This window comes from Achromobacter sp. Root83, assembly GCF_001428845.1.
Taxonomy (GTDB): domain Bacteria; phylum Pseudomonadota; class Gammaproteobacteria; order Burkholderiales; family Burkholderiaceae_B; genus Achromobacter.
Genome location: NZ_LMIU01000023.1, coordinates 391,144 through 417,530, shown reverse-complemented (window position 1 = coordinate 417,530; position 26,387 = coordinate 391,144). Strand labels below are relative to the sequence as shown.

The window sequence follows — 26,387 nt, the reverse complement described above, 5'->3', positions numbered from 1 at the left end:
CGGGAGTGTCATAAATTTTGTGTTTGAGGCCTAACATGTTGCTCAAGGAGCATGTATGGCTACCAAGACAAAGACACCGCTGAGAGAACTGCCGGCGATTCCCGCCGAGCTGGTTGATCAATTCGTCAAAGGCCCGATGACCGCCGAGGCGGTGCAGGACCTGTCGATGGCGTTCAAGAAGGCGCTGATCGAACGGGCCCTGGGCGCGGAATTGGGCCACCATCTGGGCTATCCGGCGGGCGGCGAGCGCCCCGAGCAGGCCACCAACCAGCGCAACGGCAAGAGTCGCAAGACGGTCCTGACCGATGACGGGCCGCTGCGGGTGGAGATCCCGCGCGACCGCGACGGCAGCTTCGCGCCGATCCTGATCCCCAAGCACGAGCGCCGCTTCACCGGGTTCGACGACAAGATCATCGCGATGTACGCCCGTGGCATGACGGTGCGCGAGATCCAAGGGTTCCTGGCCGAGCAATACGGGACAGAAGTCTCGCCGGAGTTCATCAGCTCCGTGACCGACGCGGTGATGGACGAGGTCACGGCCTGGCAGACCCGGCCCTTGGAGACCATGTATCCGGTGGTGTTCTTCGATGCGCTGCGGGTCAAGATCCGCGAGGACGGCGTGGTGCGCAACAAGGCGGTGTATCTGGCGCTGGCGGTGTTGCCAGATGGCACGCGTGACATCCTGGGCCTCTGGATCGAGCAGACCGAGGGCGCCAAGTTCTGGATGAAGGTGTTCAACGAGCTCAAGACCCGCGGCACCCAGGACATCCTGATCGCCGTCACCGATGGCTTGAAGGGCATGGAGCAGTCGCTGAACGCGGTGTTCCCGGCCACGACGCTGCAGACTTGCATCGTGCACCTGATCCGCTCCAGCCTGGACTACGCCAGCTGGAAGGAGCGCCGGACGGTGGCTGCGGCTCTGAAGCCGATCTACACGGCGGCGACCGTTGAGGCGGCGCTGGCCGCGCTCGTGCAGTTCGAGCAAGGCCCTTGGGGCCAGCGCTACGCGCCGATCGCTGACGCATGGCGCCGGGCCTGGGACCGCGTGATCCCGTTCTTCACGTTCCCGCCAGCGATCCGCAAGGTGATTTACACCACCAATGCCATCGAGAGCATCAACGCGCAGTTGCGCCGGGCGGTGAAAACGCGGGGCCACTTCCCGAGCGACGAGGCCGCCACCAAGCTGCTGTGGCTGGTCCTACGCAACATCACTGGGGCCTGGGGCAGCGCCACACACGACTGGAAGGCCGCTATGAATCAGTTCGCCGTGATTCGCTTCACTGACCCGTATCGCTGAGATAGCATCAATAGGCCTGATCCAAACAACGATCAGGCTTTTACTGCCTCAAACACAAAAATACTGACACTCCCACGGCGACCGCGCCGCCGGGCGACCTACGAAGATCTTGGACCGGTACCTACGAAGATCTTCGACAAGTACCTCCAAAGACCTCGAACCTACAAAGCACTGAACCCACCCAGAACACCAATCCCCAAAAAGATCACCGCCCCCCACTAACCGGCCAAAATCCGCTCACCCAGCCTCCAAAACCAAAATCACAACCGTAATCCACAAAACCTCAAACGCAATAAAACCCCGTCAATTCACCTTAGCCCCCGACACCTCCACCGCCTTCTTCCAAGCCACCAGCTCCCGATCGATATGCGCCCCGAACTCCTCCGGCGTAGACCCCACCACCTCATACCCATACCCGCCAAGCTGCTGCTTCAACCCCGGCACCGCAACCGCCTCCGCAATTCCCTTGCTCAACGCATCCACCACCGCCGCCGGCGTCCCCGCCGGTGCCAGTACCCCGTACCAGCCGTTCACCACGAAGCCGGGCACGCTTTCGGCGACGGTCGGCACGTTGGGCAGCAGCGGCGAGCGGCGTTCTCCGGTGACCGCGATGGCCTTCAGCTTGCCTGCCTGCACCTGCGGCAGCGACGTGGAGATGCTGTCGAACATCAGCGAGACCTCGCCGCCCAGCAGGGCCACGACCGCGGGGCCGCTGCCTTTGTAGGGAACGTGCATCATGTCGGCGCCCGTCTGGTTCTTGAACATCTCGGCCGCCAGATGGCTGGTATTGCCGTTGCCCGCCGACGCGAAGCTGAGCTTGCCCGGATGGCTCTTGCCGTAGGCGATCAGTTCGGGAATGGAGTTGGCGGGCGTGGCCAGCGGCGCGGCGACCAGCATGGGCAAGGTGGCGACGAGCGATACCGGCGCGAAGTCCTTGCGCGTGTCGTCGGGCAGCGAGGGATACAGGCTGGGGTTGATGGTGTGCGCCGCCAGCACCATCAGCAGCGTGTAGCCGTCGGGCTTGGCGCGCGCGAGCTGGGCGGAGGCGATCGCGCCGCCCGCGCCCGGCTTGTATTCCAGCACCACCGGCTGGCCCCACTTCTTCTGCAGTTCGGCGCCCAGCGGGCGGGCCAGCATGTCGGCGCTGCCGCCGGGCGGATACGGAATCAGCAGAGTGATGGGCTTGTCGGGGTAGGTGGGTGCGGCGTGCGCCGCCCCCACGCAGAGCACGCCCGCCGAGAGGGCTGCCAGGATCGAACGGATCATCGAAAACTCCTTTGCCCGGGGCGGGCGCAAGACCTCAGTCGTAGCGGGGAGCGCCCGCGCCATCCAGCACGATGGTGCGCGGCGTGTTCGGGAAATGCAGCGGCGCGCCGGTCACCGAGCGCAGGAAAGCTTCGCTGACGCCCGCTTTCATCGCATGGACCCGCAGGCCCTCGGGCGTCACGTCGATCACGGCCAGGTCGGTATAGATGCGCGTCACCACGCCCTTGCCGGTCAGCGGATAGGTGCATTGCCTGAGCACCTTGGGCGATCCGTCGCGGCCGCGGTGTTCCATGGTGACCAGCACCTGCTTGGCGCCCACGGCCAGGTCCATCGCCCCGCCCACGGCGGGTATGGCGTCGGCCGCGTCGGTCTTCCAGTTGGCCAGGTCGCCCTGCTCCGAGACCTGGAACGCGCCCAGCACGGCGTAGTCCAGGTGGCCGCCGCGCATCATGGCGAACGACACGGTGTGCTCGGTGATGGAGGCGCCTTCCAGCAAGGTGATGGGCTGGCGGCTGGCGTTGATCAGGTCCGGGTCCACGTCCGCGCCGGCGGCGGCGGGCCCCATGCCCAGGATGCCGTTCTCGCTGTGCAGCAGGATCTCGCGGCCGGCGGGCAGATGGTCGCCCACCAGGGTCGGCATGCCGATGCCCAGGTTGACGATGGAGCCGTCCGGAATATCGCTGGCCAGCAGTTGCGCGATCTGCTGGCGGGTCAAGCCGATGATCTCTTGCATGTCAGGCCTCCACCCGCACCACGGATTTCACGAAGATGCCCTGCGTCATGACCTGCTCGGGCACGAAGGTGCCCAGCGGCACGACCTCGTCGACCTGCGCGATGGCGTGGCCTGCGGCCATGCACATCACGGGGTTGAAGTTGCGGGCCGCGTGCCGGTACATCAGGTTGCCCCAGCGATCGCCCAGGTGCGCGCGGATCAGCGCGTAGTCGCCCCGCAAGGGCTGCTCCAGCACATAGCCCACGCCGTCGATGACTTCCTGGTGGCGGCCCTGCGCCAATTCCGTGCCGTAGCCGGTGGGGGTGTAGAAGGGACCCAGCCCCGCGCCCGCGGCGCGCAGCCGTTCGGCCAGGGTGCCCTGGGGCACGCACTCCAGGTCGACTTCGCCGGCGCGGAAGGCGCGGGCAAAAGCCTCGGAGTTGGGTGGCCGCGGATGCGAGCAGATGATCTTCCTGACCTGCTTGCGTATCAGCAGCGCGGCGATGCCGCGTTCGAAGGTACCGGCGTTATTGGAGATGATGGTCAGATCGCGCCGCCCCGATTCCGCCAGGCATTGCAGCAGTTCGTAGGGCACGCCCGCTTCGCCGAAGCCGCCCACCAGCACCGAGGCGCCGTCGGGGATCACCGCCACGGCCTCGGCCATGGATGCTTGTATCTTGTCGATCACTCATTGCTCCTGTGCAAGGCCCGCCGCGTCCACGATCTGTTTCCAGCGGGCGCGTTCCTGGTCGATGAAGGCCGCGAACTCCGCCGGGGTGTTGCCGCCGGCCTGCCCGCCCATGGCCTTGAAGCGCTCGCTGATGTCGGGGCTGCGCACCACGTCGCGGGTGGCGGCGTAGAGTTTGTCGATGGCTTCGCGCGGCGTGCCCGCGGGCGCGACCAGGCCGAACCAGGCGGTGACCACCATGTCCTTCACGCCGGCCTCGGCCATGGTCGGCACGTCGGGCAGCTCGGCCAGGCGCCGGTCGCTTGTGACAGCCAGCGCGCGCAGCTTGCCGGACTGGATGAACGGCATGGAGCTGGGCAGGTTGTCGATCATGAAGGTGAATTGCTGGCCCAGCAGCGCGGCCACGGCGGGGCCTGCGCCTTTGTAGGGCACATGCGTGCCGGGAATGCCGGCGCGCTGCTTGAAGAGTTCAGCCGACAGGTGCGGCGACTGGCCCGCGCCGGAACTGCCGAAGGACACCTTGGCCGGATCCTGCCTGGCCTGGGCCAGCAGGTCGGCCACCGAACGGGCGGAAGAGGCCTCGTTCACGACCAGCACGTTGGGCACCGAGATCACCAGCGTCACGGGCGCGAAGTCGGCGGCCTTGTAGGGCAGCGTCTTGTAGAGGGCGTAGTTGATGGCGTTGGGGCCGATGTTGCCCATCAGCAGCGTGTAGCCATCGGGCTTGGCACGCGCCAGCGCCTGCGCGCCGATGATGCCGGCCGCGCCCGCGCGGTTTTCGACGATGACCTGCTGGCCTAATTTGGCGGACAGCTTGTCCGCGATCAGTCGCGCCGAGATGTCGGTGGTGCCGCCGGGCGCGGCGGGAATGATGAGGGTGATGGGCCGCTCGGGCCATGCGGCCAGCGCCGGACTCGCGATGGCGAAGGCCATCGCGCCGGCGGTCAGCCAGCGATGCGCGCACTTCATGCTTGTCTCCCAGCGTGATCATCGATTGATCAACTTGTGAGCAGCAGTGTGGGCGCGGCGCGGACAAATGCCTATTCTGGAATCTGGAGGTGTGGCTTCGCCTGAGCTTAAGAGCGCGGGCGCCAGCCCTTGTCTTGCGCCCGCGGCTCAGCGCGTTTGCATGGCGCCGGATGCGTCCTGAAGGTGCTGCCACAGGCGGGTCAGGACGGGACCCTGCGGCCGGTCGCCGCGCCGCGCCGCCACCAGTTCCTCGGTGCTGCCGGGCAGATGGCGGCTGGCGATGGACTGCAACCGCCCATCGCGCAATTCGGCATCGATCAGGAAACGCGGCAGATGCCCCCACCCCATCCCCTGCAAAATGATTTCCTTCTTCATGAGCTGGTCCGGCACGGTGCACTGCGGCGCGCCTTCGATCATGAAATAGTCGCGCGCCGGCGTATGCCGGGCGGTGTCGCGCATGACGCACTGCGTGTAGTCGCGCAGCGCGCGCGGCGTGGCTGCCCGCGCAAGGGGCTCGGGCAGATAGGCCGGGGCCGCGACCGGGATGAACGGCACCTGGGCCAGGTCCAGCCATTCGATGCGCGGATCGCGCTTGTCCACGCGGTGCAGGATCAGGTCCGCTTCCCCGTCCAGCAAGCGCTCTTGCGGACCGCCCACGGCCTCGAAATGCAGGTGCAGCCGTGTCGCGGGGCACTGCGCGAAGAAGCGGCTGAGCAGCCCCAGGATTTCCGGTCTGGGGCAGAAGTCCCCGACCACCACGCGCAGTTCGCTTTCCTCGCCCATCGCCAGTTGCGCGGCGTGGGTGCGCAGACCTTCCAGTTCGCGCAGCAGCGTTTGCGCGCGGCGGTGGAATGAGGTCCCGGCCGGCGTGGGGCGGACGCGATAGCCGCTTCGGTCCAGCAGCGCCAGGCCAAGCTGGCGCTCCAGCTTGGCGACAGCGGCGAACACCGCCGGATGGGAGCGGTGCAGCGCCGTGGCGGCCGCCTGAAACCCGCCTCCGCGCACCACGGCGTCAAAGCACTGCAGGTCATGCAGGGTGAATTCGCTCATTTCAGCTTTTCCGACAAAGACTGTGCGAACTTTGTAATTTTTTCCTTAAGGCGGCGCAACTACGCTGTGAGTCATCCCCTACACAAGGAAGATTCGCCATGCCGAACCACTTGTTCTTCACCACGGGCGACGGCGCCCGCATCGCCTATCGGTTCGATGGCGACGCCGGCTTGCCCGTGCTGGTCCTGTCGAACTCCATCGGCACCACGCTGCACATGTGGGACGAGCAGATACCCGCGCTGTCCCGCGCTTTCCGGGTGCTGCGCTACGACACACGCGGGCATGGCGCATCCGGCGTGCCCCAGGGCGCCTATTCGCTGGACCGGCTTGGCCGCGACGTCATCGAGCTGATGGACGGCCTGGACATCGGACGCGCGCACTTCCTGGGCCTGTCGCTGGGCGGGATGGTCGGGCAGTGGCTGGGCGTGCATGCGCCCGGCCGCGTCGACCGCCTGATCCTTGCCAATACCTCGGCCTATCTGGGCCCCGCGCCGCAGTGGGACGAACGCATCGCCGCCACCCTGCAGGCGCCCGACATGACGGACACCGCCGCGATGTTCCTGGGCAACTGGTTCCCGGCGCCGATGCTGCAAGCGGGCGGCCCGGTCATCGGCGCGTTCCGCGCCATGCTGCTGGCCACCGACCGCCATGGCCTGGCGGGCGCGTTCGCGGCGGTGCGCGACATGGATCTGCGGCGCACGATCGCGCTGATCCCGCGGCCCACGCTGGTGATCGCCGGCCGCGACGACACGGTGACGGCGGCCAGCCACGGCGAATTCATCGCGGCGGCGGTGCCTGGCGCAAAGCTTCTGGTCCTGCCGGCGGTGCATCTGTCGAATATCGAGCGGCCCGCCGAATTCCTGGAGGCGGTGCTGACGTTCCTGGCGCCGCGCTGAAAGCGTCCCCGCGCTGGCCGCGTGCGGCTCTGGCCCGGACGTCACCAGCGTGCGGCTACTCCCCCGCCCGCTCCCAGCGCCGCTGGATGGCCTTGGCGGCCACCACCCCGTCCGCCATCGACGTCACCACGCAGGGATGCATGCGGTGCGCCACCTCGCCCACGGCGTAGATGTCGGGCACGCTGGTTTCGGCGGTGGCGAAATCGGTGCGGATGTAGCCGCGCTCGTCGCGGGCGAGCCGCAATCCGTCGGCAAAGGCCGCCTGGGGCTCCCAGCCGTAGAAGACCAGGATCAGGTCGTACTGCCGGCCGTCGACGCTGCGGGTGGCCGGGTCGACCTGGTACGGGCCGATGCGCACGCCTTCCTGGCCGGCGCGCGTCACCCATTGCTGCTGGGCGCGCACGCTGCGGGCATAGAGATGAACGGCGCGCGCGCCGCGGTTGCGCACGTACACGTAGTTTTCGAAGGCGTTGTCGCCGCCACCCAGCACGGCCACGGACAAGCCGGAGTAGTCCTGCGCCACGATGGGCGAACCCGGGCCGATCAGCACGCCGGGCCACGATGCGCCGGGCGGATGTTCCGGCAGGCCCTTGGCACGCACGCCGGAGGCGATGACCAGCGTGCGCGCCCGCACCAGGGATTCCTCGCCCGCCAGGCCGGTCAGCGTGGCCTCGATGCCGCCCTTGCAGGGCCGGACGGCGGTCACGCGGGTTTCCAGGCGCAGGGGCACCCCGGCGGCACGCACGCTGGCGTCGATGTTGGCCGCCACCTGCTGGCCGGTCACTCCGGGCAGCACGGCAATCCAGTCGTCGGCGAACGGGTTGTCATTGCCCAGGCCGCCCAGGCGGGCGCTGGCCTCGACCAGCAGCGGGGACAGGCCCAGGCGCGCCAGCCACAAAGCGCAGGAAGCGCCGGCCGGGCCGCCGCCTACAATGACCGAATCGTGCATCTGTTGCATTTCACCCCTTATTGACCGCGCCGGCGCCTCGCGGGCGCCCGGACATGGCCGGATTGTAGCCAGCGCGCCACCCCCGTCCCGCCGCCGCCTTACAATTCCGGCTATTCCACCCAGGTTTCCATCATGCCCACTCGCCGCATCATTCTTTCCGGGCTTGCGCTCGACGCCCGCATCGGCATCCTCGAGCACGAGCGCCGCGCCACCCAGCCCCTGCATGTCGACGCCGACTTCGACGTGGACATCCAGCGCTCGGTCGACGACCACGACATCCACAGCGTCCTGGACTATCGCCGCCTGCGCGAGGCCATCGTCGAGGAATGCACGCAGGCGCACGTGAACCTGATCGAGACCCTGTCCGAGCAGGTGGCCGCGCGACTCCTGGCGGACTTCCAGGAAATCCGCTCGCTGCGCCTGCGCATCAGCAAGCCCATGGCCTTCTCCGACTGTGCGGCGGTGGGCGTGGAAATCCAGATCACCCGCTGACCATGAACGATATCGCTCCCCCCGGCGTGCAATGGCGCACGCCCGCCGACGAAAAAGCGCGCCATGAAGCCAACAAGCTGTCCAAGCGCCTGGCGCGCGAGACCACCCGCGCCCTGTCCGACTACAACATGATCGAAGAGGGCGACCGCGTGATGGTCTGCCTGTCGGGCGGCAAGGATTCCTATGCCATGCTGGATATCCTGTTGCAGCTTCAGAAGCGCGCGCCGTTCCGGTTCGAGCTGATCGCGGTCAATCTGGACCAGAAGCAGCCCGGTTTTCCCGACCACATCCTGCCGCAGTATCTGAAAGACCTGGGCGTGCCCTTCCACATCGAGACGCAGGACACGTATTCCATCGTCACGCGCGTGCTGGAAGAGGGCAAGACCATGTGCTCGCTCTGTTCGCGCCTGCGCCGCGGCATCCTGTACCGCGTCGCGTCCGAGCTGGGCGCCACCAAGATCGCGCTGGGCCATCACCGCGACGACATCCTGGCCACGTTCTTCCTGAACCTGTTCTACGGCGGCAAGGCCAAGGGCATGCCGCCCAAGCTGGTGTCTGACGACGGCCGCCACACGGTGATCCGGCCGCTGGCGTACATCGCCGAAACCGATCTGATCGCCTATGCGGAGTTGAAGCAGTTTCCCATCATTCCCTGCAATCTCTGCGGCTCGCAAGAGAACCTGAAGCGCAAGGAAGTGGGCCGCATGATCAAGGAATGGGACAGGCAGCATCCGGGCCGTTCTTGGAACGTGTTCAATGCGCTGTCGCGCGTGGTGCCGTCGCATCTGATGGACCGGGACCTGTTCGACTTCGTGGGCCTGAAGCCCACCGGCGTGCCGGACGCCAACGGCGACACGGCGTTTGACGCGGTCGATCCCGGCGAGGACGCGGACGAGGCCTGCGGCGATACGCCCCAAGCCCTGGAGCCGGGCGCGATCATTGAAAAGAAGGTGATGTTCTCGCGCGGTTGATAACGTCGGCTGCAAAAAGAAAGGGGCTGCCTGCGCAGCCCCTTTTGTTTGCACGGACGCCGTATCAGGCGTTCAGCACGCGGATCGCCGTGCCCGCCTTCCAGGCCTTCACCGCTTCCAGCGCGTTCTGGTAGAACGCCTCGAAGTTCTCGCGGCTGACGTAGCCCAGGTGCGGCGTCAGGATCACGTTGTCCAGGTCGCGCACCGTGTCGGTGGGGGACAGGGGTTCTTCGGGGTAGACGTCCAGGCCCGCGCCCGCGATGCGGAACTTCACCAGCGCATCCATCAGCGCTTCGTGGTCGACCAGGCCAGCGCGCGACGTGTTCACGAGGTAGGCGGAGGGCTTCATCGCGGCCAGCGCCGCCGCGTCCACCACATGACGGCTGCGTTCGGACAGGATCAGGTGCAGGCTCACGACGTCGGACGTGGCAAAGAGTTCATGCTTGTCCACGCGCGCCACCCCGGCGGCCTGCGCGCGCTCGCCGGTCAGATTGGGGCTCCAGGCCACCACGTCCATGCCGAAGGCCAGGCCGACCTTGGCCACCGCCGCGCCCAGCTTGCCCAGGCCCACCACGCCCAGGCGCTTGCCCGCCAGCGGTTCGGGCATCGCCGTCTGCCACATGCCGCGGCGCATGGCCGCGTCTTCGGCGGGCAGATGCTTGAACAGGCCCAGGATATGCGCCCAGGCCAGCTCGGCCGTGGCGGTGTTGGCGTCGGCGCTGCCGGGCGCGCCGCACACGACGATGCCCTGCTCGCTGCAGGCCTGCATGTCGATGGCGTTGTTGCGCATGCCCGTGGTGATCAGCAGGCGCAGCCTGGGCAGCGCCCGGATGCGCGCGGCGGGAAACGGCGTGCGCTCGCGCATGGCGACAATCACGTCGAAGGGCTCGAGCGAGGCCTCGACCTGATCGTCGGGAATGAAGTTGTTGAAGATCTGCACCTCGGCGTCACCGCCCAGCGAGGTCCAATCCGCATAGCGCCGGGCTACGTCGTGGTAATCGTCGAGTATTGCGATTTTCAAGTGTTGTCTCCGGATGGGTGGCGCCTGTCGCGCCAGCCACCCGGCCGGCGCGACTGGCGCCGGTCAGTTCAAACGGGCTTTGAGTTGGTCCAGCGGCAGCGCGCCGCTGATGCGCGAGCCATCGGCAAAGAACAGGGTCGGCGTGCCGCGCACCATCAGTTGCTGGCCCAGGGCCAGCAGCTTGTCCTCGGGCACATCGCACTTGGCGGTGGCGGGCTTCTGGCCGCGCAGCATCCAGTCGTCCCAGGCCTTGCCCTGGTCCTTGGCGCACCAGACGTCGCGCACCTTCACCTTGGAATCCGGGGAAAGAATGGGATAGAGGAAGGTATAGACGGTAAGGTTGTCCACATCTTCCAGGGTCTTGCGCAACTGCTTGCAGTAGCCGCAGTTGGGATCCTCGAAGATCGCGACCTTGCGTGAACCGTCGCCCTTGACCTGCTTGATGGCCAGTTCCAGGGGCAATTGGTCGAACGTGACGGCGCTGAGCTTTTCCTGGGATTCGCGGGTGACGTCGCGGCGCGTCATGGCGTCTATCAGCGGGCCTTCCATGACCCAGGTGACCCCTTCGTCGGTGTAGATCAGGTCCATGCCCAGTTGCACTTCGAACAACCCGTAAGGCGTGCGGCGCACCGTGGTGACATCCATGCCGGTGAAACGCTGCTGAAAGCGGTCTTTGACGGCAGCCGACACGGGATCCAGTTCGGTGGTGGACACGCTTTTTTCGCCTTTGGCCGCTTGCCCCACGGACTGCGTGGAAACGGTCTTGCTGCCCTGGGCCGCGGCATGGCCGGACAAGCCCAGGCCACCGGCCAGGAAACAAGCCGCCAGGGCGGCGGATATGCGGAATTTCATCAGTACTCCTGTACTTGTCTATCGTGTTCTTTGGTGGAAAGCGTAACCGATCCGGGCTTGGGACCGGTGGCGTCGGCAGGGCGCCCGCGAGGGTGGGGTTGTCCTTATCAGACGTCCGCGCACCCTCAAGGTTCCACCAGGAACCCTGGGGCATTGCTAGTTGGCCGACGCCCCGGCGATGAGGCGCCGCTTGAGCAGTGGCGCCCGCTCGACCCAATGCATGCCGGCGTTGCGCAGCCAGACCAGCGGCGTCGCCTGCGATCCGAACAGCTTGTGCAGGCCGTCGGTGGCCAGGCGCATGGCCAGCACCGGTTCGGCCCGCGCCCGCTGATAGCGGTGCAGGACGCGCAGGTCGCCGGCCTCGCGGTAGGGCTCGCGGCCCGCGACGATGCGGGCCAGCGCCTCGACGTCGCCCAAGCCCAGGTTCAGGCCCTGGCCGGCCAGCGGATGCAGGCGGTGCGCTGCGTCTCCGGCCAGCGCAATGCCGGGCGCGACCATCTGGGCGCGTTCCAGCGTCAGGGGGAACCCATGCAGTTTGCTGCGGACCTTCAGGCGGCCCAGGCGGCCCTCGGCCGCTTCGGCAAGCAGCGTTTCGAGCCGCGCGGCCTGTTCTTCGGCCGGCAGCGCCAGCAAGGCCTGGGCGCGCTCGTCGCGCATGGACCAGACCATGGAAACCTGCGGCCCGTCCGCGGTGTCGGGCAGCGGCAGCAGGGCCAGCACGCCGTCGTCGCGGAACCATTGGAAAGCGGTGCCCTGATGCGGGCGTTCCGCGTCCAGGTGCGCCACCAGGCCCGTGTCGTGATAGGACACGGATTCGTGTTTCAGTCCCGCCGCGGTTCTCAGCGGCGACGCCGAGCCGTCGGCTCCGACGAATAGTTCGGCCTGGATGCGGGCGCCGCTTTCGGTGTCGATGGCGCCGTTCTGGTAGCCGGTGCAACGGTCTTCCAGCCAGGGGATGCCGAACATGCGCACGGCCTGGATCAACACACGTTCGATCTCGCCGGATTCCACGATCCAGGCAAGCTGCGGCAGTGCGGCCTGCCAGGCGTTCAGGTTGACCTGCCCGTCGGCGTCGCCGTGGATCTCCATGGCCTGGACCGGCATCAGCCGGGCGGCGGGCATGGCATCCCACACGCCCAGCTCGGCCAGAAAGCGCTGGCTGGCGGGCGAGATGGCGTAGACGCGCGGGTGATAGCGGTTGGGATCGGCAGCCGGCACGGACGCGCGCGGCGCCAGCACGGCCACGCGCTGGCCGCGCCGGGCCAAGGCCAGCGCGGTGGACAGGCCGACGATGCCCGCCCCGCAAACTACGATCTGATGGCTCATCTTGCGGAAGGCTCCCCGGCTTGCTTGGGCCACAGCACCCACATCTGGCCGCGCTGTTTCATGCGGCCGGCCTGCTGGCCGGCTTCTTCGCCGTAACCCCAATAGAAGTCGGCGCGCGCCGCGCCCCGGATGGCCGTGCCCGTGTCCTGCGCGAACACCAGGCGCTGCAGCGGACGGTCGGAGGCCGGGTGGGTCGTGGCCAGGTACACCGGCGTGCCCAGCGGCACGAAGGTCGCGTCCACCGCCACCGACCGCCTGGGCGCCAGCGGGATGGCGTAGGCGCCCTTCGGCCCCTGCTCGGGATCGATCACCGGCTCTTCGCGGAAGAACACCACGGCGGGGTTGGCGTTGAGCATTTCCTGCACGCGCTTGGGATTGCGTTGCGCCCACGCGCGGATGTTCTGCATGGACGCCTGATCGGCGGTCAATTCGCCGCGGTCGATCAGCCAGCGGCCGATGGACACGTAAGGCTGGCCGTTGTGGTCGGCGTACGCCACGCGGATGGTCTTGCCCGCATCGGGGCCGTCGGTCAATTGGACGCGGCCCGACCCCTGCACCTGCAGGAAGAAGTTGTCCACGGGATCGTCCACCCACACCACCACGGGCGGACGGCGGCCGGAGGATTCGATGGCCGCGCGGGTGTCGTAGGGCACCACGCGCTTGCCTTCCAGCTTGCCGCGCACGCGCTTGCCGGCCAGGTCGGGATAGACCGCGCCCAGGTCGATCGTAAGCAGATCGGCGGGCACGGCGTACAACGGCCATTGGTAGATCCCGCCTTGGCGGCGCGACCCGCGGACGAGGGGCTCGTAGTAGCCCGTCACCGTATTGGCGGCCGGCTTGCCGTCGGCGGCATTCAGGCGCCAGGGCTGCAGATAGGTCTGCAGAAAGCGGCGCACGGCCTCGCCGTCGCCGGCGGTCGGTGCGCGGGACGGATCCACGGCGGCGGCGCAGACCGGCTGCCAGGCGCGCGGCGCGGCGCGCGCGGGCGCGGCGAGGTTACCGCTGGTGGGCCGCATCAGGCCCTTGCAGTTGCGCAGGAAAAGGGGCCAGAACTGGGACAGATCGTCAGTGGTCCAGCCGGGCATCTCGGACCAGGTGCCGGGCTTGAACTTGCCCGCGAGGTTGCGCGCGGGCGTATCGGGCAACGCCGACAGCGACGGCACCACGAGCGGGCCGTCGGCCGCCGGCACGCGCACGCCCGGGGTGTCGGGCTGGCCGGATTCGGGAGGGATATCGGAGGGGGTGGAGCATGCCGCCAGCAGGACCGGCAACACGGACAGACTAAGAATTCGCTTCATGGGCAGATCGAAAAACGTGCAACGGATGGCCGAACCAATTCAATGCAAGGTGCGGGGCATGGCCAGGACGAATTCGGCGATCGGCACCTCGAAGGGGATCCCGTTTTCGCCGACGCAGTGGTAGGTGCCGCGCATCGTGCCCACCGGCGTGGGCAAGGGACAGCCGCTGGTGTATTCGAAGGTCTCGCCGGGCGCCAGCAGCGGCTGCTGGCCCACGATGCCCAGCCCGCGCACTTCCTGGACGCGCTGGTTACCGTCGGTGATGATCCAGTGGCGGCTGATCACCTGGGCGGGATGTTCGCCCGTATTGGTGATGCGGACGGTGTAGGCGAACACGAACTGCTGCTCGCCGGGATCGGACTGTTCGGGCACGAAGCGCGGAGAGACGGAGACGCTCAGGTCGTAAGGTTTCACAGTCCTTTCCTGTGTGGCTGCACGCGGCGGGCCGGTACCGGCGCCGATGCTTGAAAGACGCAGTTCCCGGACGCCGGACGGGCTGGTTCCCGGTACCGCGCCCCAAACTGCAATAATGGCACATTATGCCCTCCCCGATCCCGAACATCATGTCTACCCAATCGGCCTCCACCCGTATCACCCCCAGCATCCTGTCGGCTGACTTCGCCCGCCTCGGCGAAGAAGTCCGCAACGTCGTCGCGGCAGGCGCCGACTGGATCCACGTGGACGTGATGGACAACCACTATGTCCCCAACCTGACCATCGGCCCGATGGTGTGCGCGGCGATCCGCCCCCACGTCGAAGTGCCCATCGATGTGCACCTCATGGTCGAGCCGGTGGATGCGCTGGTTCCCATGTTTGCCCAGGCGGGTGCCAATTACATCAGCTTCCACCCGGACGCCAGCCGCCACGTGGACCGCACGCTGTCCCTGATCCGCGAGAACGGCTGCAAGGCCGGCCTGGTCTTCAACCCCGCCACGCCGCTGTCCTATCTGGACTACGTGATGGACAAAATCGACCTGGTCCTGATCATGTCGGTGAACCCGGGCTTCGGCGGCCAGAGCTTCATCCCCGGCACGCTGGACAAGCTGCGCGAGGCCCGCGCCCGGATCGACGCCTGGATGCAGGCCGGCGGCCAGGAAATCGTTCTGCAGGTGGATGGCGGCGTGAAGATCGACAACATCGCCGAGATCCGCGCCGCGGGCGCCGATACGTTCGTGGCGGGTTCCGCCATCTTCGGCAAGCCGGATTACGCCGGCATCATCAAGTCCATGCGCGATCAGATCGCCATCGGCGAAACCATCGCCATCTAAGACTCAGGAAATTGACATGACCGCCTTTCGCGCCGCGCTGCTGGACCTGGACGGAACCCTGCTCGACTCCATTCCCGACCTTGCCTATGCCGCCAACGCCATGCGCGTCGAGCTGGGCATGATCTCGCTGCGCGAAGACGTGGTGGCCACTTTCGTGGGCAAGGGCGTGGACAACCTGGTCCGCCGCAGCCTGGCCGGCTCGCTGGACGCCGCCGACCCGTCCCCGGAAGAGTTCAGCCGCGCGCGCGAGGCCTTCTACCGCCATTACCACCTGGTCAACGGCGAGCGCGCGCAAGTCTATCCCGGCGTCATCGAAGGCCTGAAGCTCATGCGCGACCAGGGGCTGAAGCTTGCGGTGGTCACCAACAAGCCCACCGAATTCACGCTGCCGCTGCTGCAGCGCACGGGCCTGGCGGGCTTTTTCGACGCCGTGGTCTGCGGCGACACCTGCGAACGCCGCAAGCCCGATCCCGACCAGGTCGTGCATGCCTGCGAGCTGCTGGGCGTGGCCGTCACCGAAGCCGTGACCATCGGCGATTCCATCAATGACGCGCAGGCGGGCCGCAGCGCCGGCACGCAGGTGCTGGTGGTGCCTTACGGCTACAACGAAGGCCGTGACGTGCGCGAGCTGGATGTCGATGGTATAGTTGACACGCTTGTAAACGCCGCTCAGTGGGTAGCGCTCTGGAATCAGAACCAGAACGCCGCGAAAGTCCCAGCCTGAACGGTGTCGGCAAATCAATTTCGCGAATTCAATACCAGATACGCACAATGAACGTTTCCATCCAGAACCAAATGCTCGGCGCCTCGTGGCGCTGGTGGCGTTTGTCTTCCGGGTGGCGATGATTCCCTTCCCGGCCCTAGACGCGACTCAAGCCGCCTAGCGCCGACACTGTGTAAACAGCGCCCAACCCGGAACCAGTTACCTGGACCGGGTTTTTTGTTGCGCGCCCGGTCCGAAAGCAAACACCGCTTACGAGACCCGACATGACCGAAATCGAATTCAAGGCCCTTGCGGCACAAGGCTACAACCGCATTCCGCTGGTGGCCGAGACCTATGCCGACCTGGACACGCCGCTGGGCATCTACCTGAAACTGGCGCACGCGGGCCCGCAGGCTGGCCGCATGACCTGCCTGATGGAATCGGTGGTGGGCGGCGAACGCTTCGGCCGTTATTCCTTCATCGGCCTGCCGGCGCGCACGGTGATCCGCGCCAGCGGCACCCGCACCGAAGTGCTGCACGACGGCAAGGTCGCCGAAACGCACGAGGGCGACCCGCTGGCCTTCATCGAACAGTACCAAAGCCGTTTCAAGGTGGCGCTGCGCCCCGGCATGCCGCGCTTCTGCGGCGGCCTGGCCGGCTACTTCGGCTACGACACGGTGCGCCACATCGAGCCCTGCCTCGGTCCCGCGGTCAAGCCCTTCCCGGCCGGCATGGAAGGCGGCACGCCCGACCTGATGCTGATGCATGTGGATGAACTGGTCATCGTGGACAACCTGGCCGGACGCATCTACCTGATGGTCTACGCCGACCCGAGCCAGCCCGAGTCCTACAGCCGCGCGCAGCAACGCCTGACCGACCTGCGCACGCGCCTGCGCCGCCCCGTGGAAATCCCCTACAGCCACGCCAGCATGCAGACCGAGGAACGGCGCGACTTCAAGAAAGAGGACTACCTGGCGGCTGTCCTGCGCGCCAAGGAACACATCGCCGCCGGCGACCTGATGCAGGTGCAGGTCGGCCAGGTCATCGCCAAGCCCTTCCGCGACTCGCCGCTTTCTCTTTACCGCGCCCTGCGGTCGCTCAATCCCTCTCCCTACATGTACTTCTGGAACTTCGGCGACTTCCAGGTCGTGGGCGCGTCGCCCGAGATCCTGGTGCGCCAGGAGCGCGTGGTCGAGAACGGCGAGCCCAAGTCGCAGATCACCATCCGCCCGCTGGCCGGTACCCGCAAGCGCGGCGGCACGCCCGAGGAAGACGCGGCGCTGGCCGCCGAGCTGAAGGCCGATCCCAAGGAAGTGGCCGAACACGTCATGCTGATCGACCTGGCGCGCAACGATGTGGGCCGCGTCGCGCAGGTGGGCTCGGTGAAGGTCAGCGACACCATGGTGATCGAACGCTATTCGCACGTGATGCACCTGGTGTCCAACGTCACCGGCACCCTGAACCCCGGCATGAGCAGCATGGACGTGCTGCGCGCATCGTTCCCGGCCGGAACGCTGACGGGCGCGCCTAAGGTCGAGGCCATGAAGATCATCGACGAACTGGAACCCGTGCGCCGCGGCATCTACGGCGGCGCGGCCGGCTACCTGAGCTACGGCGGCGAGATGGACGTGGCCATCGCCATCCGCACGGGCGTCATCAAGGACGGCACGCTGTACGTGCAGGCCGCCGCCGGCATCGTGGCGGATTCGAACCCCGAAGCCGAATGGGCCGAAACCGAAGCCAAGGCCCGCGCGGTGCTGCGCGCGGCCGAGCAGGTGCAGCACGGCCTGGACGAACCCATCTGAACCCGGCGACGACGCCCCGACCTATCGCCCGGGCCGCAGGACGGCCTGTCAGGAGAAAAAAATGCTGTTGATGATCGACAACTACGATTCCTTTACCTACAACCTGGTCCAGTATTTTGGCGAACTGGGTGTGGATGTGCGCGTGGCCCGCAACGACCAGATCACGCTGGAAGAAGTCGCCGCGCTGAACCCGGACCAGATCTGCGTGTCGCCCGGCCCCTGCTCTCCCGCCGAAGCCGGCATCTCGGTCCCCTTGATCCAGGCATATGCCGGCAAGAAGCCCATCCTGGGCGTCTGCCTGGGCCACCAGGCCATCGGCGCGGCCTTTGGCGGCGATATCGTGCGCGCCCAGCAGATCATGCACGGCAAGACCATCCAGCTCTCGCATACCGGCACCGATATCTTCGCAGGCCTGCCCACGCCGTACACTGTCATCCGCTACAACTCGCTGACGATCGACCCCGCCACGCTGCCGGACTGCCTGGCGGTCACGGCCACGGCGCCGGACGGCGACATCATGGGAGTCCGTCACAAGACGCTGCCGCTGTACGGGGTACAGTTCCACCCCGAATCCGTGCTGAGCGAGCATGGCCATGCCCTGCTGCAAAATTTCCTGAACCTCGCCTAAGAAGGACGCATCGTGACGATTTCCCCCACCGAAGCGCTGACGCGCTGCATTGAACACCGCGAAATTTTCCACGACGAAATGCTGCACCTGATGCGCATGCTGATGCGCGGCGAAATGTCGCCGCAGATCGCCAGCTCGCTGCTGATGGGCCTGCGCGTGAAAAAAGAGACCATCGGCGAGATCACCGCCGCGGCCCAGGTCATGCGCGAATTCGCCACTCCCGTGGTCACGCCCAATCCGCAGGACCTGCTGGACATGTGCGGCACGGGCGGCGACGGCAGCCACACGTTCAACATCTCGACCACCGCCATGTTCGTGGCGGCGGCCGCCGGCGTGCCCATCGCCAAGCATGGCAACCGCAGCGCCTCGTCGTCCAGCGGCAGCGCCGACGTGCTGGAAGCCCTGGGCGCCAACCTGGTGCTCACGCCCGAGCAGGTGGCGGAGTGCATCCAGGCCACCGGCATCGGCTTCATGTTCGCGCCCGCCCACCACGGCGCCATGAAGAACGTCGCCGCCATCCGAAAAGAGCTGGCCGTACGCACGATCTTCAACATTCTCGGCCCGCTGACCAACCCGGCCGGCGCCGCCAACCAGCTGATGGGCGTATTTCACCCCGACCTCGTCGGCATCCAGGTGCGCGTGCTGGAACGCCTGGGTTCGCGCCATGTGCTGGTGGTGCACGGCAAGGACGGCATGGACGAAGCCTCGCTGGGCGGCGCCACCATGGTGGGCGAACTCAAGGACGGCCAGATCCGCGAGTATGAAATCCATCCCGAGGACTACGGGCTATCCATGATGTCCAACCGGAGCATCAAGGTGTCCAATCGCGAACAGTCGCGCGAGCTTGTCATAGAGGCGCTGGAAAATGTCGAGGGCGCCGCCCGCGACATCGTCGCGCTCAATGCCGGGCTTGCCATCTATGCCGGCAACAAAGCCGATTCCATTCCCGAAGCCTTAGCGCTAGCATTTGAACTAATTTCCACCGGCGCGGCACGAGCCAAGCTGGAAGAATTCTGCGCATATACCCGGACATTTCAGAAATGAACGATATTCTCGCGAAGATCCTCGCCGTCAAGGCCGAGGAAGTCGCCGCCGCTCGCCAGATGCGCAGCGAAGCCGAAGTCCTGCGCGAAGCGCAGGCGCGCCAGGACGTGCGCGGCTTTGCCCAGGCCATCGAAGACAAGATCTCGCAGGGCAAGGCCGGCGTCATCGCTGAAATCAAAAAGGCGTCCCCCTCCAAGGGCGTGATCCGCGACACCTTCGCGCCCGCCGAGATCGCCTCCAGCTACGCCGTGCACGGCGCTGCCTGCCTGTCGGTGCTGACCGACGTGCAGTTCTTCCAGGGTTCGCACGACCACCTGCGGCAAGCCCGCGCCGCCTGCTCGCTGCCGGTGCTGCGCAAAGACTTCGTCATCGATCCCTACCAGATCATCGCCGCGCGCGCGATGGGCGCGGACTGCGTCTTGCTGATCGTGGCCGCGCTCAGTCCGTCGCAGTTGCGGGACTACGAAACGCTGGCGATCGAACTGGGCATGGACGTGCTGGTGGAAGTGCATGACGCCCAGGAACTGGACGTGGCGCTGACGATGAAGACGCCGCTGCTGGGCATCAACAACCGCAATCTGCGCACGTTCGAAACCAGTCTGCAGACCACTCTGGACCTGTTGCCCAGCATCCCCGCGGGCAAGCGCGTCGTGACCGAGAGCGGCATCCTCAAGCCGGAAGACGTGAAGCTGATGCGCGAGCACAAGGTCGACGCCTTCTTGGTGGGCGAGGCCTTCATGCGCGCCAAGGACCCGGGCGCGGAACTCGCGCGCCTGATCGGCTGACGGCCGGCGGCATCGCCGTCAGCGCGGCAGGGCCAGACCCAGCGCGGCGGCTCGCCGATAGACCGTGCTGCGGTGCACGCCCAGGGCGCGCGCCGCGCGGCTGACGCTGCCGCCGTGCGCGGCCAGCGCGTTGCGGATCGCCGTGTCTGTCATCGATTGCAGATTGGCTGGGTCGCTGGCCGACGCCGGCGCGGCGGCTGCCGCGCCGCGCAGATCGGCGGGCAGCATGTCCGCGTCCACCCTGCCCGCCGGCCCCGCCAGCACATGCAGGGTGCGCAGCACCGCGACCAGTTGCCGGTAGTTTCCGGGCCAGGGATAGGCGGCCAGGATCGCCTCGATGGCGGGCGGCAAGGCCGGCCCCGCGCCCTGCGCGGCCCAAAGGCCGCGCAATAGCTCCAGGCGGTCCGCCCGCGCGCGCAGCGGTTCGAGGGTCACGGTGTATTCGGCGATCCGGAAGTACAGATCGGGACGCACCGGGGCGTCGGGCCCTTCGTGGGCCAGAGGCCGGTGGGTGGCGCAGACCAGCGTGAAATCCACCGGCACGGGCCGTGCCGCGCCCAGCGGCGAGACCTCGCGCGTCTGCAGCACCCGCAGCAGGCGCGATTGCAGCAGCAGCGGCATATCGCCGATCTCGTCCAGGAACAGCACGCCGCCGTGCGCCTGGCGCAAGAGGCCCTTGCTGCCCTGCCGGCGCGCACCCGTGAAGGCGCCATCTTCGTAGCCGAACAATTCGGATTCGATCAGGCTTTCGGGCAGGGCGGCGCAATTCACCGCCACGAACGGCCCGCGGGCCCGTTTGCCGCGCGCATGCATCTGGCGCGCAAACACTTCCTTGCCCACGCCGGTTTCGCCCTGCAGCAGAATAGATACGCCCGCGTCCGACAGATGCACCGCGCGCGCCAGCGCGCCCAGCGTGGCGGCGTCGAAGCTGGGCTGGGCGGCCGGCGGGGCGCCGCTGGCCGGCCGCGCCGGCGGCTGGGCGGGCGCCTGCGGCGCGCGGGTGCGGGGCCAGCGCAGCCGCGCGTGATAGACCGCCCCCAGCCGCGTATGCACCCTGCCCGCGGCATCGGGACAGCGCTCGATGTCGCCCTCGAACACATCGCCGTAGCGGTACACGCCCAGGGCGGTGGCGGCCAGCCCCAGCGCATGCAGCGCACGGCGGTTGGCGCCGATCAGCAGGTCGCCCTGGAAAGCCAGCAGGACCTCGCCCGGCTGGCCCAGGCCGGAATGGTCCGCATGCAGGCGCAGCACGGCGCACTGCTCGTAGGCCTGTTCGAAGAGCCCGTGCTCGATCCTGTCGACCGCCTCGCGCACCAGCGCCAGCACATCGGGGCGGACGTCGCGCGCCTGACTGGAAAGGTCCAGCACGCCAAGCGTGCGGCCCTCGCTGTCGGTGATGGGAACGGCCGCGCAGGTCAGGATGCGGTTGGGCTCGAAATAGTGTTCCGCGCCATGCACGGCGATGGGCCGGCCTTCCACCAGCGCGGTGCCGATGGCGTTGGTGCCGGCGGCGGCCTCGTCCCAGGGCGCGCCCGGCATCAGCGCCACGCGCGAGGCGCGATGCGCAAACCCCGTATCGCCATCGGCGTCCAGCACCAGGCCTTGAGCGTCGGACAGGATCACCAGGCTGCCGCTGCCGCCGGCCTGGCGGCGCAACTGGGAGATGACGGGTTCGGACATCCGGCGCAGCGCCTCGTTGCGCTGTTGCGCTTCGCGTAGTTCGACCTGCGTCATGAGTTCGGCGCGGCGTTCGCCGCGCATGTCGAAGCCCAGGTCGGCGCAACGGCGCCAGGACCGAAGGATGGGCTCGGCGACCATGCCGCCGGGTACCGCGCCCTGCTGGTTGAACAGCAGCCGCGCCTGCGTCAGCGTGTGCCGACGGGAGTGAGTGGCCATGCATGTCTCCTGGGACGGGCGTTCTGCGACACCTGTTCCGCAACACCGTCGCAAAAAGCGACAGCGGCGGCTTTGCGGAAATCTACTTTCGCACGCGTCGCGTGGGCTGTCCAGCAGGGATGCCCCGACTGGCATGCGGTTTGCTTGATAGAGGTCAGGCAGCCCACTGCCGCCATCCCAACAATATCGGAGACAAGCATGGATATCGCGACCCGCATCACCCCGGAGTCCTACGGCACGCGCCTGGACCTCAAGACGCAGTACGACAACTTCATCGACGGCAAGTGGCAGAAGCCCGCGGACGGCGAATACTTCGACAACGTCACCCCGGTGACCGGCCAGACCCTGACGCGCAACGCCCGCTCCAAGGAGCGTGATATCGAACTGGCGCTGGATGCCGCGCATCGCGCCGCGCCGAAATGGGGTTCGACCCCGGCCGCCGAACGCGCCCGCATGCTGATGCAGATCGCCGACGTGATGGAAGCCAACCTGGAACGCCTGGCCACCGCGGAAACCTGGGACAACGGCAAGCCCATCCGCGAAGCCCGCGCCGCCGACATTCCGCTGGCGATCGACCACTTCCGCTATTTCGCGTCGTGCATCCGCAGCCAGGAAGGCGGACTCTCCGAGATCGACCACGACACGGTGGCCTATCACTTCAACGAACCGCTGGGCGTGGTCGGCCAGATCATCCCGTGGAACTTCCCGATCCTGATGGCCGCGTGGAAGCTCGCACCGGCGCTGGCGGCAGGCAACTGCGTGGTGTTGAAGCCCGCCGAGCAGACCCCCCTGGGCATCCTGCTGCTGATGGAACTGATCGGCGACATCCTGCCCCCGGGCGTGCTCAACGTGGTGACGGGCTTCGGCCTGGAAGCCGGCAAGCCGCTGGCCTCCAGCAAGCGCATCGCCAAGATCGCCTTCACCGGCGAAACCACCACTGGCCGGCTGATCATGCAGTACGCCTCGCAGAACATCATTCCCGTCACCCTGGAACTGGGCGGCAAGTCGCCCAACATTTTCTTCGCGGATGTCGCCGCGCAGGACGACGATTTCCTGGACAAGGCCGTCGAGGGCTTTGTCATGTTCGCGCTGAACCAGGGCGAAGTGTGCACCTGCCCCAGCCGCGCGCTGATCCAGGAATCCCTCTACGACAAGTTCATGGAACGCGCCTTGAAGCGCGTGGCGGAAATCAAGCAGGGCAACCCGCTGGACGGGGACACCATGCTGGGCGCGCAGGCGTCCACCGAGCAGCTCGAAAAGATCCTGTCCTACCTGGACATCGGCAAGCAGGAAGGCGCCGACGTCCTGGCCGGCGGATCGCGGGCCCAGTTGCAGGGCGGGCTGGAAGGCGGCTACTACGTGCAGCCCACGGTGTTCAAGGGCCACAACAAGATGCGCGTGTTCCAGGAGGAAATCTTCGGGCCGGTGGTGGCGGTGACGACGTTCAAGGACGCCGATGACGCGCTGGCGCTGGCCAACGACACGCTCTACGGACTGGGCGCGGGCGTGTGGTCGCGCGACGCGAACACCTGCTACCGGATGGGGCGCGCCATCAAGGCCGGCCGCGTGTGGACCAACTGCTATCACGCCTACCCGGCGCACGCGGCATTTGGCGGCTACAAGCAATCCGGCATCGGACGCGAGAACCACAAGATGATGCTCAATCACTACCAGCAGACGAAGAACCTGCTGGTGAGCTATTCGCCGAAGAAGCTGGGTTTCTTCTGATCCGTCCGACGGAGCAACCGTGCGCGCCGGGCCTGCCCGGCGCGCCTGCCAGGATTTCAGCCATGCCAGAGCACACGCCGCGCGTGGTCGCCACCGACGAGGCGCGCCACCTGATCGATACCTTGCGCGCCAAGCACGGCCCGCTGATGTTCCACCAGTCCGGCGGCTGCTGCGACGGCAGCTCGCCCATGTGCTATCCCCAGGGAGAGTTCATGGTGGGCGGCTCGGACGTGCTGTTGGGCGAGCTGGAAGGCTGCCCCTTCTACATGGGCGAGGACCAGTTCGCGTACTGGGAGCACACCCAGCTTGTCATCGACGCCGTGCCGGGACGCGGCGGCGCCTTTTCGCTGGACAGCGCCGAAGGCAAACGCTTTCTGTTGCGGTCGCGGCTGTACTCGGACGAGGAGTGGGCGAACATCGCGCCGGTCACGAAAGGGTGAACGCGCCGGACACCCGCCTCATTGCCCCCTGTCACCCCCGCTTGCCGCAGCGGGCGGACTTGGGGGTTCCGTCGTCCTGCGCATCGGCGCGATCGGCCTGCTTCCACTGGAACGACACCCGCCGGATGCGGGCGGCACGGAATTGCGTGAACGAGCGGCCGCCCGGCATGGGCGCGCCGCGATAGGCGCTGCTAGCGTTTTTCATTGCTGATGGTGCGTTGACGAGAAAACTTGGGATGCGTGGGTGATCAGGCGCGGGTAGCGGGCGTCCACGCGCTGGCGGGCGCGGCCCGGCGGGTCCAGTCCAGCGCGTCTTCCAGGCGGTCATTGCCCCAGAACATCTCGCCGTCCACAAAAAAGGTGGGCGCGCCGAACAGGCCGAGATTGCGCGCCTGGTCCACCTGGCGGCGCAGCGCTTCCTTGGCGGCTTCGGACTTGGCGCGGGCGATCAGCGCGTCGGCATCCAGCGACAGGCCGGTCAGCAGTTCATGCACGACGTCTTCGGCCTGGATGTCCAGATCGTGCTGGAAATTGGCCCGGAACACGGCCACGCAGAAATCACGCCCCCAGGGCTCGTCCTGGCCCAGCAGCGCAATGCGCGCCGGCAGCACGCTCATGCGCGGAAACAGGCGCGGGCGGTTGTAGACCACGCCGTACTTCTCGGCCAGCCGGGCGATGTCTCGCATCATGTAGGCGCCCTTGCCCGGAAACAGCCGGAACGGCGTGTCGTTCCATCCCTGGGCCTGGAAAATCGGACCCAGCAGGAAAGGCCGCAGATCCACCCGCACGCCCGCCGCCCGCGCAAGGCCGTCGATACGCTCGATCGCCAGGTAGCTATAGGGGCTGGCGAAGTCGAACCACATTTCGATGCGGGGCGAATCGGGCAAGGGCGTGGTCATGACAAGAGCTCCGGATGGCCTGCGGGACCTGGGCCTGGCCGCGCTGCAAAACAGCGCCGCGCCAGCCTAGGAAAGTAGCGCGACCTGCGCATCCGGCAGGCCGCTGAGGACGACGTCGCGATCACTGCCGAGGGTCAGGGCTTCACCCGCCTGCAGCACGCTGTCATCGAAGCGGCGGTATTCGGATATCCACACGGTGCCGGCGTGGCACACGATGCGGACGCCCGAAGCGCGCTTGAGCAGCATAGTCGAGCCGCCGGCCAAACGGAATGACATTCCCGCAGTGCAACATAGCTGGGTCATGGCGTACCTCCCGGCCGCGGCAGCGGCTATCGCGGCGGATGCTCGGAATTTTCGTCCCGGCACCCATCGTCTGAATGACATTGGACGCCTTGGCATACTATTGCTCAAGCGACATTTCCGTCCGATACGCATGAGTTTCAAGAATGCCATATCCGCTGGCCAAGCTACCGCCGCTTGATCTCGTCCGAGGCTTTGTCGCCGTGGGGCGCCGCATGAGCATCACGCTGGCCGCGCAGGATCTGCACGTCACGCAATCGGCCGTCAGCCGCCAGATCCGCGCGCTGGAGGGCCACCTGGGCGTGCCGTTGCTGGTGCGGGGCTTTCGCAGCGTGTCGTTTACCTCCGAAGGCGCGCAGTTGTTCCGCATGGCCGACGTCTGGCTGAGCCAGCTCGGCGACCTGACCGAACAGTTGCGCGCGCCCGAACGCCGCACGCCGGTCACCGTCACCACCACCATAGGCGTAGCCTCGCTGTGGCTGCTGCCCAGGCTGGGCGACTTCCAGGCGGCCCATCCGCACATCGATGTGCGCGTGGCGGCCGACAACCGGCTCATCGATATCGACCGCGAGGCCGTGGACATCGCCATCCGCTACAGCGAGCGCGGCACCGTGCCGGACGGCGCGGTCTGGCTGTTCGGCGAAGCGGTGCTTCCTGTCGCGCATCCGTCGCTCAATGTGCGCGAACTCGACGCACGGGAGCTCCAGCGCCATGTGCTGCTGGAATTCGACGACCCGACGCGCCCGTGGCTGCAATGGTCGGAATGGCTGAACGCGCGCGGCCTGGGCCGCATGCGCGCCAAGGGCATGCTGCGCTTCAACCAGTACGACCAGATCGTGCACGCCGCGCTGGCGGGCCACGGCATCGCGCTGGGCAGGCTGGCGCTGATCGCGCCCATGCTGGCGGACAGGCGCCTGACGATCGTCGGAGACCAGGCGGCCAGCGCCACCGAGCATGCCTATTGGCTGGTGCGCAACGCGCGCCGCAGCACGCCCGACGCGGACGTCGTCACGCAATGGCTGGTGGAGCAGGCGGCAGGCACCGCGCGCGACCTGACCGCCTGAGCCGCCGCGCGCGGGCAGGGCGCGGAACCGCGTCCCCGCC

Annotated in this window: 28 protein-coding genes; 13 read left to right on the top strand and 15 right to left on the bottom strand. The window is 67.2% G+C overall.

The features are described 5' to 3' along the window. The first annotated feature begins 55 nt into the window (after nt 1-55). On the top strand, nt 56-1,297 hold the full coding sequence (locus ASE30_RS21515; RefSeq protein ID WP_057286304.1) for an IS256 family transposase: 1,242 nt from the start codon (nt 56-58) through the stop codon (nt 1,295-1,297). 303 nt (nt 1,298-1,600) lie between these two features. On the opposite strand, the gene ASE30_RS21510 is transcribed toward ASE30_RS21515, so the two are convergent. From ASE30_RS21510 to ASE30_RS21490, 5 genes are all read right to left on the bottom strand, one after another. After that, nucleotides 1,601-2,563, bottom strand: coding sequence for a tripartite tricarboxylate transporter substrate binding protein (locus ASE30_RS21510; protein ID WP_057286303.1), 963 nt, complete (start codon nt 2,561-2,563; stop codon nt 1,601-1,603). A 34-nt stretch (nt 2,564-2,597) separates the two neighbouring features. Continuing rightward, complete coding sequence (locus ASE30_RS21505; RefSeq protein ID WP_057286302.1) at nt 2,598-3,296, bottom strand: 3-oxoacid CoA-transferase subunit B; 699 nt, start codon at nt 3,294-3,296, stop codon at nt 2,598-2,600. Between the two features lies 1 nt (nt 3,297). Next, nucleotides 3,298-3,963, bottom strand: a complete 666-nt coding sequence (locus ASE30_RS21500) for a 3-oxoacid CoA-transferase subunit A (RefSeq protein WP_057286301.1) — start codon at nt 3,961-3,963, stop codon at nt 3,298-3,300. Then, nucleotides 3,964-4,932, bottom strand: a complete 969-nt coding sequence (locus tag ASE30_RS21495; protein ID WP_057286300.1) for a tripartite tricarboxylate transporter substrate binding protein — start codon at nt 4,930-4,932, stop codon at nt 3,964-3,966. Between the two features lie 147 nt (nt 4,933-5,079). Next, nucleotides 5,080-5,982: a LysR family transcriptional regulator gene (locus ASE30_RS21490; protein WP_057286299.1), complete on the bottom strand. Its 903-nt coding sequence runs from the start codon at nt 5,980-5,982 to the stop codon at nt 5,080-5,082. A gap of 98 nt (nt 5,983-6,080) precedes the next feature. Between ASE30_RS21490 and ASE30_RS21485 the strand changes: the two genes are divergently transcribed. Beyond that, on the top strand, nt 6,081-6,878 hold the full coding sequence (locus ASE30_RS21485; RefSeq protein WP_057286298.1) for an alpha/beta fold hydrolase: 798 nt from the start codon (nt 6,081-6,083) through the stop codon (nt 6,876-6,878). Nucleotides 6,879-6,933: 55 nt separating this feature from the next. On the opposite strand, the gene ASE30_RS21480 is transcribed toward ASE30_RS21485, so the two are convergent. After that, a complete protein-coding gene (locus tag ASE30_RS21480; protein ID WP_057286297.1) occupies nt 6,934-7,836 on the bottom strand; it encodes an NAD(P)/FAD-dependent oxidoreductase in 903 nt (300 codons plus the stop codon). 123 nt (nt 7,837-7,959) lie between these two features. Between ASE30_RS21480 and folB the strand changes: the two genes are divergently transcribed. Both folB and ttcA read left to right on the top strand, forming a co-directional pair. Then, on the top strand, nt 7,960-8,319 hold the full coding sequence (gene folB, locus ASE30_RS21475; protein ID WP_057286296.1) for a dihydroneopterin aldolase: 360 nt from the start codon (nt 7,960-7,962) through the stop codon (nt 8,317-8,319). A gap of 2 nt (nt 8,320-8,321) precedes the next feature. Beyond that, on the top strand, nt 8,322-9,290 hold the full coding sequence (gene ttcA / locus ASE30_RS21470; RefSeq protein WP_057286295.1) for a tRNA 2-thiocytidine(32) synthetase TtcA: 969 nt from the start codon (nt 8,322-8,324) through the stop codon (nt 9,288-9,290). Nucleotides 9,291-9,354: 64 nt separating this feature from the next. On the opposite strand, the gene ASE30_RS21465 is transcribed toward ttcA, so the two are convergent. From ASE30_RS21465 to apaG, 5 genes are all read right to left on the bottom strand, one after another. Continuing rightward, nucleotides 9,355-10,311 (bottom strand): D-2-hydroxyacid dehydrogenase family protein, encoded by a 957-nt coding sequence (locus ASE30_RS21465; RefSeq protein WP_057286294.1) that lies wholly within the window; start codon nt 10,309-10,311, stop codon nt 9,355-9,357. Between the two features lie 63 nt (nt 10,312-10,374). After that, nucleotides 10,375-11,163: a DsbC family protein gene (locus tag ASE30_RS21460; protein WP_057286293.1), complete on the bottom strand. Its 789-nt coding sequence runs from the start codon at nt 11,161-11,163 to the stop codon at nt 10,375-10,377. Between the two features lie 156 nt (nt 11,164-11,319). Further along, nucleotides 11,320-12,489: a UbiH/UbiF family hydroxylase gene (locus ASE30_RS21455; RefSeq protein ID WP_057286292.1), complete on the bottom strand. Its 1,170-nt coding sequence runs from the start codon at nt 12,487-12,489 to the stop codon at nt 11,320-11,322. Beyond that, nucleotides 12,486-13,787, bottom strand: a complete 1,302-nt coding sequence (locus ASE30_RS21450; protein ID WP_057286291.1) for a murein transglycosylase A — start codon at nt 13,785-13,787, stop codon at nt 12,486-12,488. The genes ASE30_RS21455 and ASE30_RS21450 overlap by 4 nt, the downstream gene beginning before the upstream one ends. Before the next feature lie 39 nt (nt 13,788-13,826). Continuing rightward, nucleotides 13,827-14,201 carry a Co2+/Mg2+ efflux protein ApaG gene (gene apaG, locus ASE30_RS21445; protein WP_057286290.1) on the bottom strand — a complete coding sequence of 125 codons (375 nt, stop codon included), beginning with the start codon at nt 14,199-14,201 and terminating at the stop codon, nt 13,827-13,829. Nucleotides 14,202-14,326: 125 nt separating this feature from the next. On the opposite strand from apaG, the gene rpe reads away from it, so the two are divergent. The 6 genes from rpe to trpC all read left to right on the top strand — a co-directional run bounded on the left by rpe (nt 14,327) and on the right by trpC (nt 20,020). Continuing rightward, on the top strand, nt 14,327-15,055 hold the full coding sequence (gene rpe, locus ASE30_RS21440; RefSeq protein ID WP_057286289.1) for a ribulose-phosphate 3-epimerase: 729 nt from the start codon (nt 14,327-14,329) through the stop codon (nt 15,053-15,055). 16 nt (nt 15,056-15,071) lie between these two features. Then, nucleotides 15,072-15,779 carry a phosphoglycolate phosphatase gene (locus tag ASE30_RS21435; protein WP_057286288.1) on the top strand — a complete coding sequence of 236 codons (708 nt, stop codon included), beginning with the start codon at nt 15,072-15,074 and terminating at the stop codon, nt 15,777-15,779. A gap of 263 nt (nt 15,780-16,042) precedes the next feature. Further along, a complete protein-coding gene (gene trpE / locus ASE30_RS21430; RefSeq protein ID WP_057286287.1) occupies nt 16,043-17,563 on the top strand; it encodes an anthranilate synthase component I in 1,521 nt (506 codons plus the stop codon). A gap of 61 nt (nt 17,564-17,624) precedes the next feature. Next, the gene (locus tag ASE30_RS21425) at nt 17,625-18,191 is read left to right on the top strand and encodes an aminodeoxychorismate/anthranilate synthase component II (protein ID WP_057286286.1); all 567 of its coding nucleotides are present in this window, start codon (nt 17,625-17,627) and stop codon (nt 18,189-18,191) included. Between the two features lie 12 nt (nt 18,192-18,203). Continuing rightward, nucleotides 18,204-19,235, top strand: a complete 1,032-nt coding sequence (gene trpD, locus ASE30_RS21420; protein WP_057286285.1) for an anthranilate phosphoribosyltransferase — start codon at nt 18,204-18,206, stop codon at nt 19,233-19,235. Further along, nucleotides 19,232-20,020 (top strand): indole-3-glycerol phosphate synthase TrpC, encoded by a 789-nt coding sequence (gene trpC / locus ASE30_RS21415; RefSeq protein ID WP_057286284.1) that lies wholly within the window; start codon nt 19,232-19,234, stop codon nt 20,018-20,020. Before trpD ends, trpC begins: the two co-directional genes overlap by 4 nt. Nucleotides 20,021-20,038: 18 nt before the next feature. Here the strand turns inward: trpC and ASE30_RS21410 are convergent, their stop codons facing one another. Beyond that, nucleotides 20,039-21,916, bottom strand: a complete 1,878-nt coding sequence (locus ASE30_RS21410) for a sigma-54-dependent Fis family transcriptional regulator (protein WP_057286283.1) — start codon at nt 21,914-21,916, stop codon at nt 20,039-20,041. A gap of 198 nt (nt 21,917-22,114) precedes the next feature. Between ASE30_RS21410 and adh the strand changes: the two genes are divergently transcribed. Both adh and ASE30_RS21400 read left to right on the top strand, forming a co-directional pair. Next, a complete protein-coding gene (adh, locus tag ASE30_RS21405; protein WP_057286282.1) occupies nt 22,115-23,644 on the top strand; it encodes an aldehyde dehydrogenase in 1,530 nt (509 codons plus the stop codon). A gap of 62 nt (nt 23,645-23,706) precedes the next feature. Continuing rightward, entirely contained in the window at nt 23,707-24,084 is a 378-nt protein-coding gene (locus ASE30_RS21400) for a DUF779 domain-containing protein (RefSeq protein WP_057286281.1), read from the top strand. A gap of 31 nt (nt 24,085-24,115) precedes the next feature. Here the strand turns inward: ASE30_RS21400 and ASE30_RS29290 are convergent, their stop codons facing one another. The 3 genes from ASE30_RS29290 to ASE30_RS21390 form a co-directional block, all read right to left on the bottom strand. After that, nucleotides 24,116-24,289: a hypothetical protein gene (locus tag ASE30_RS29290; RefSeq protein WP_200964459.1), complete on the bottom strand. Its 174-nt coding sequence runs from the start codon at nt 24,287-24,289 to the stop codon at nt 24,116-24,118. A 43-nt stretch (nt 24,290-24,332) separates the two neighbouring features. Beyond that, nucleotides 24,333-24,983, bottom strand: coding sequence for a 2-hydroxychromene-2-carboxylate isomerase (locus ASE30_RS21395; protein WP_057286280.1), 651 nt, complete (start codon nt 24,981-24,983; stop codon nt 24,333-24,335). Between the two features lie 66 nt (nt 24,984-25,049). Further along, nucleotides 25,050-25,259 carry a DUF2917 domain-containing protein gene (locus tag ASE30_RS21390; RefSeq protein WP_156407726.1) on the bottom strand — a complete coding sequence of 70 codons (210 nt, stop codon included), beginning with the start codon at nt 25,257-25,259 and terminating at the stop codon, nt 25,050-25,052. Nucleotides 25,260-25,429: 170 nt separating this feature from the next. Here ASE30_RS21390 and ASE30_RS21385 point away from each other — a divergent pair, with 170 nt between their 5' ends. Then, on the top strand, nt 25,430-26,347 hold the full coding sequence (locus ASE30_RS21385; RefSeq protein ID WP_057286278.1) for a LysR substrate-binding domain-containing protein: 918 nt from the start codon (nt 25,430-25,432) through the stop codon (nt 26,345-26,347). Nucleotides 26,348-26,387: the final 40 nt, after the last annotated feature.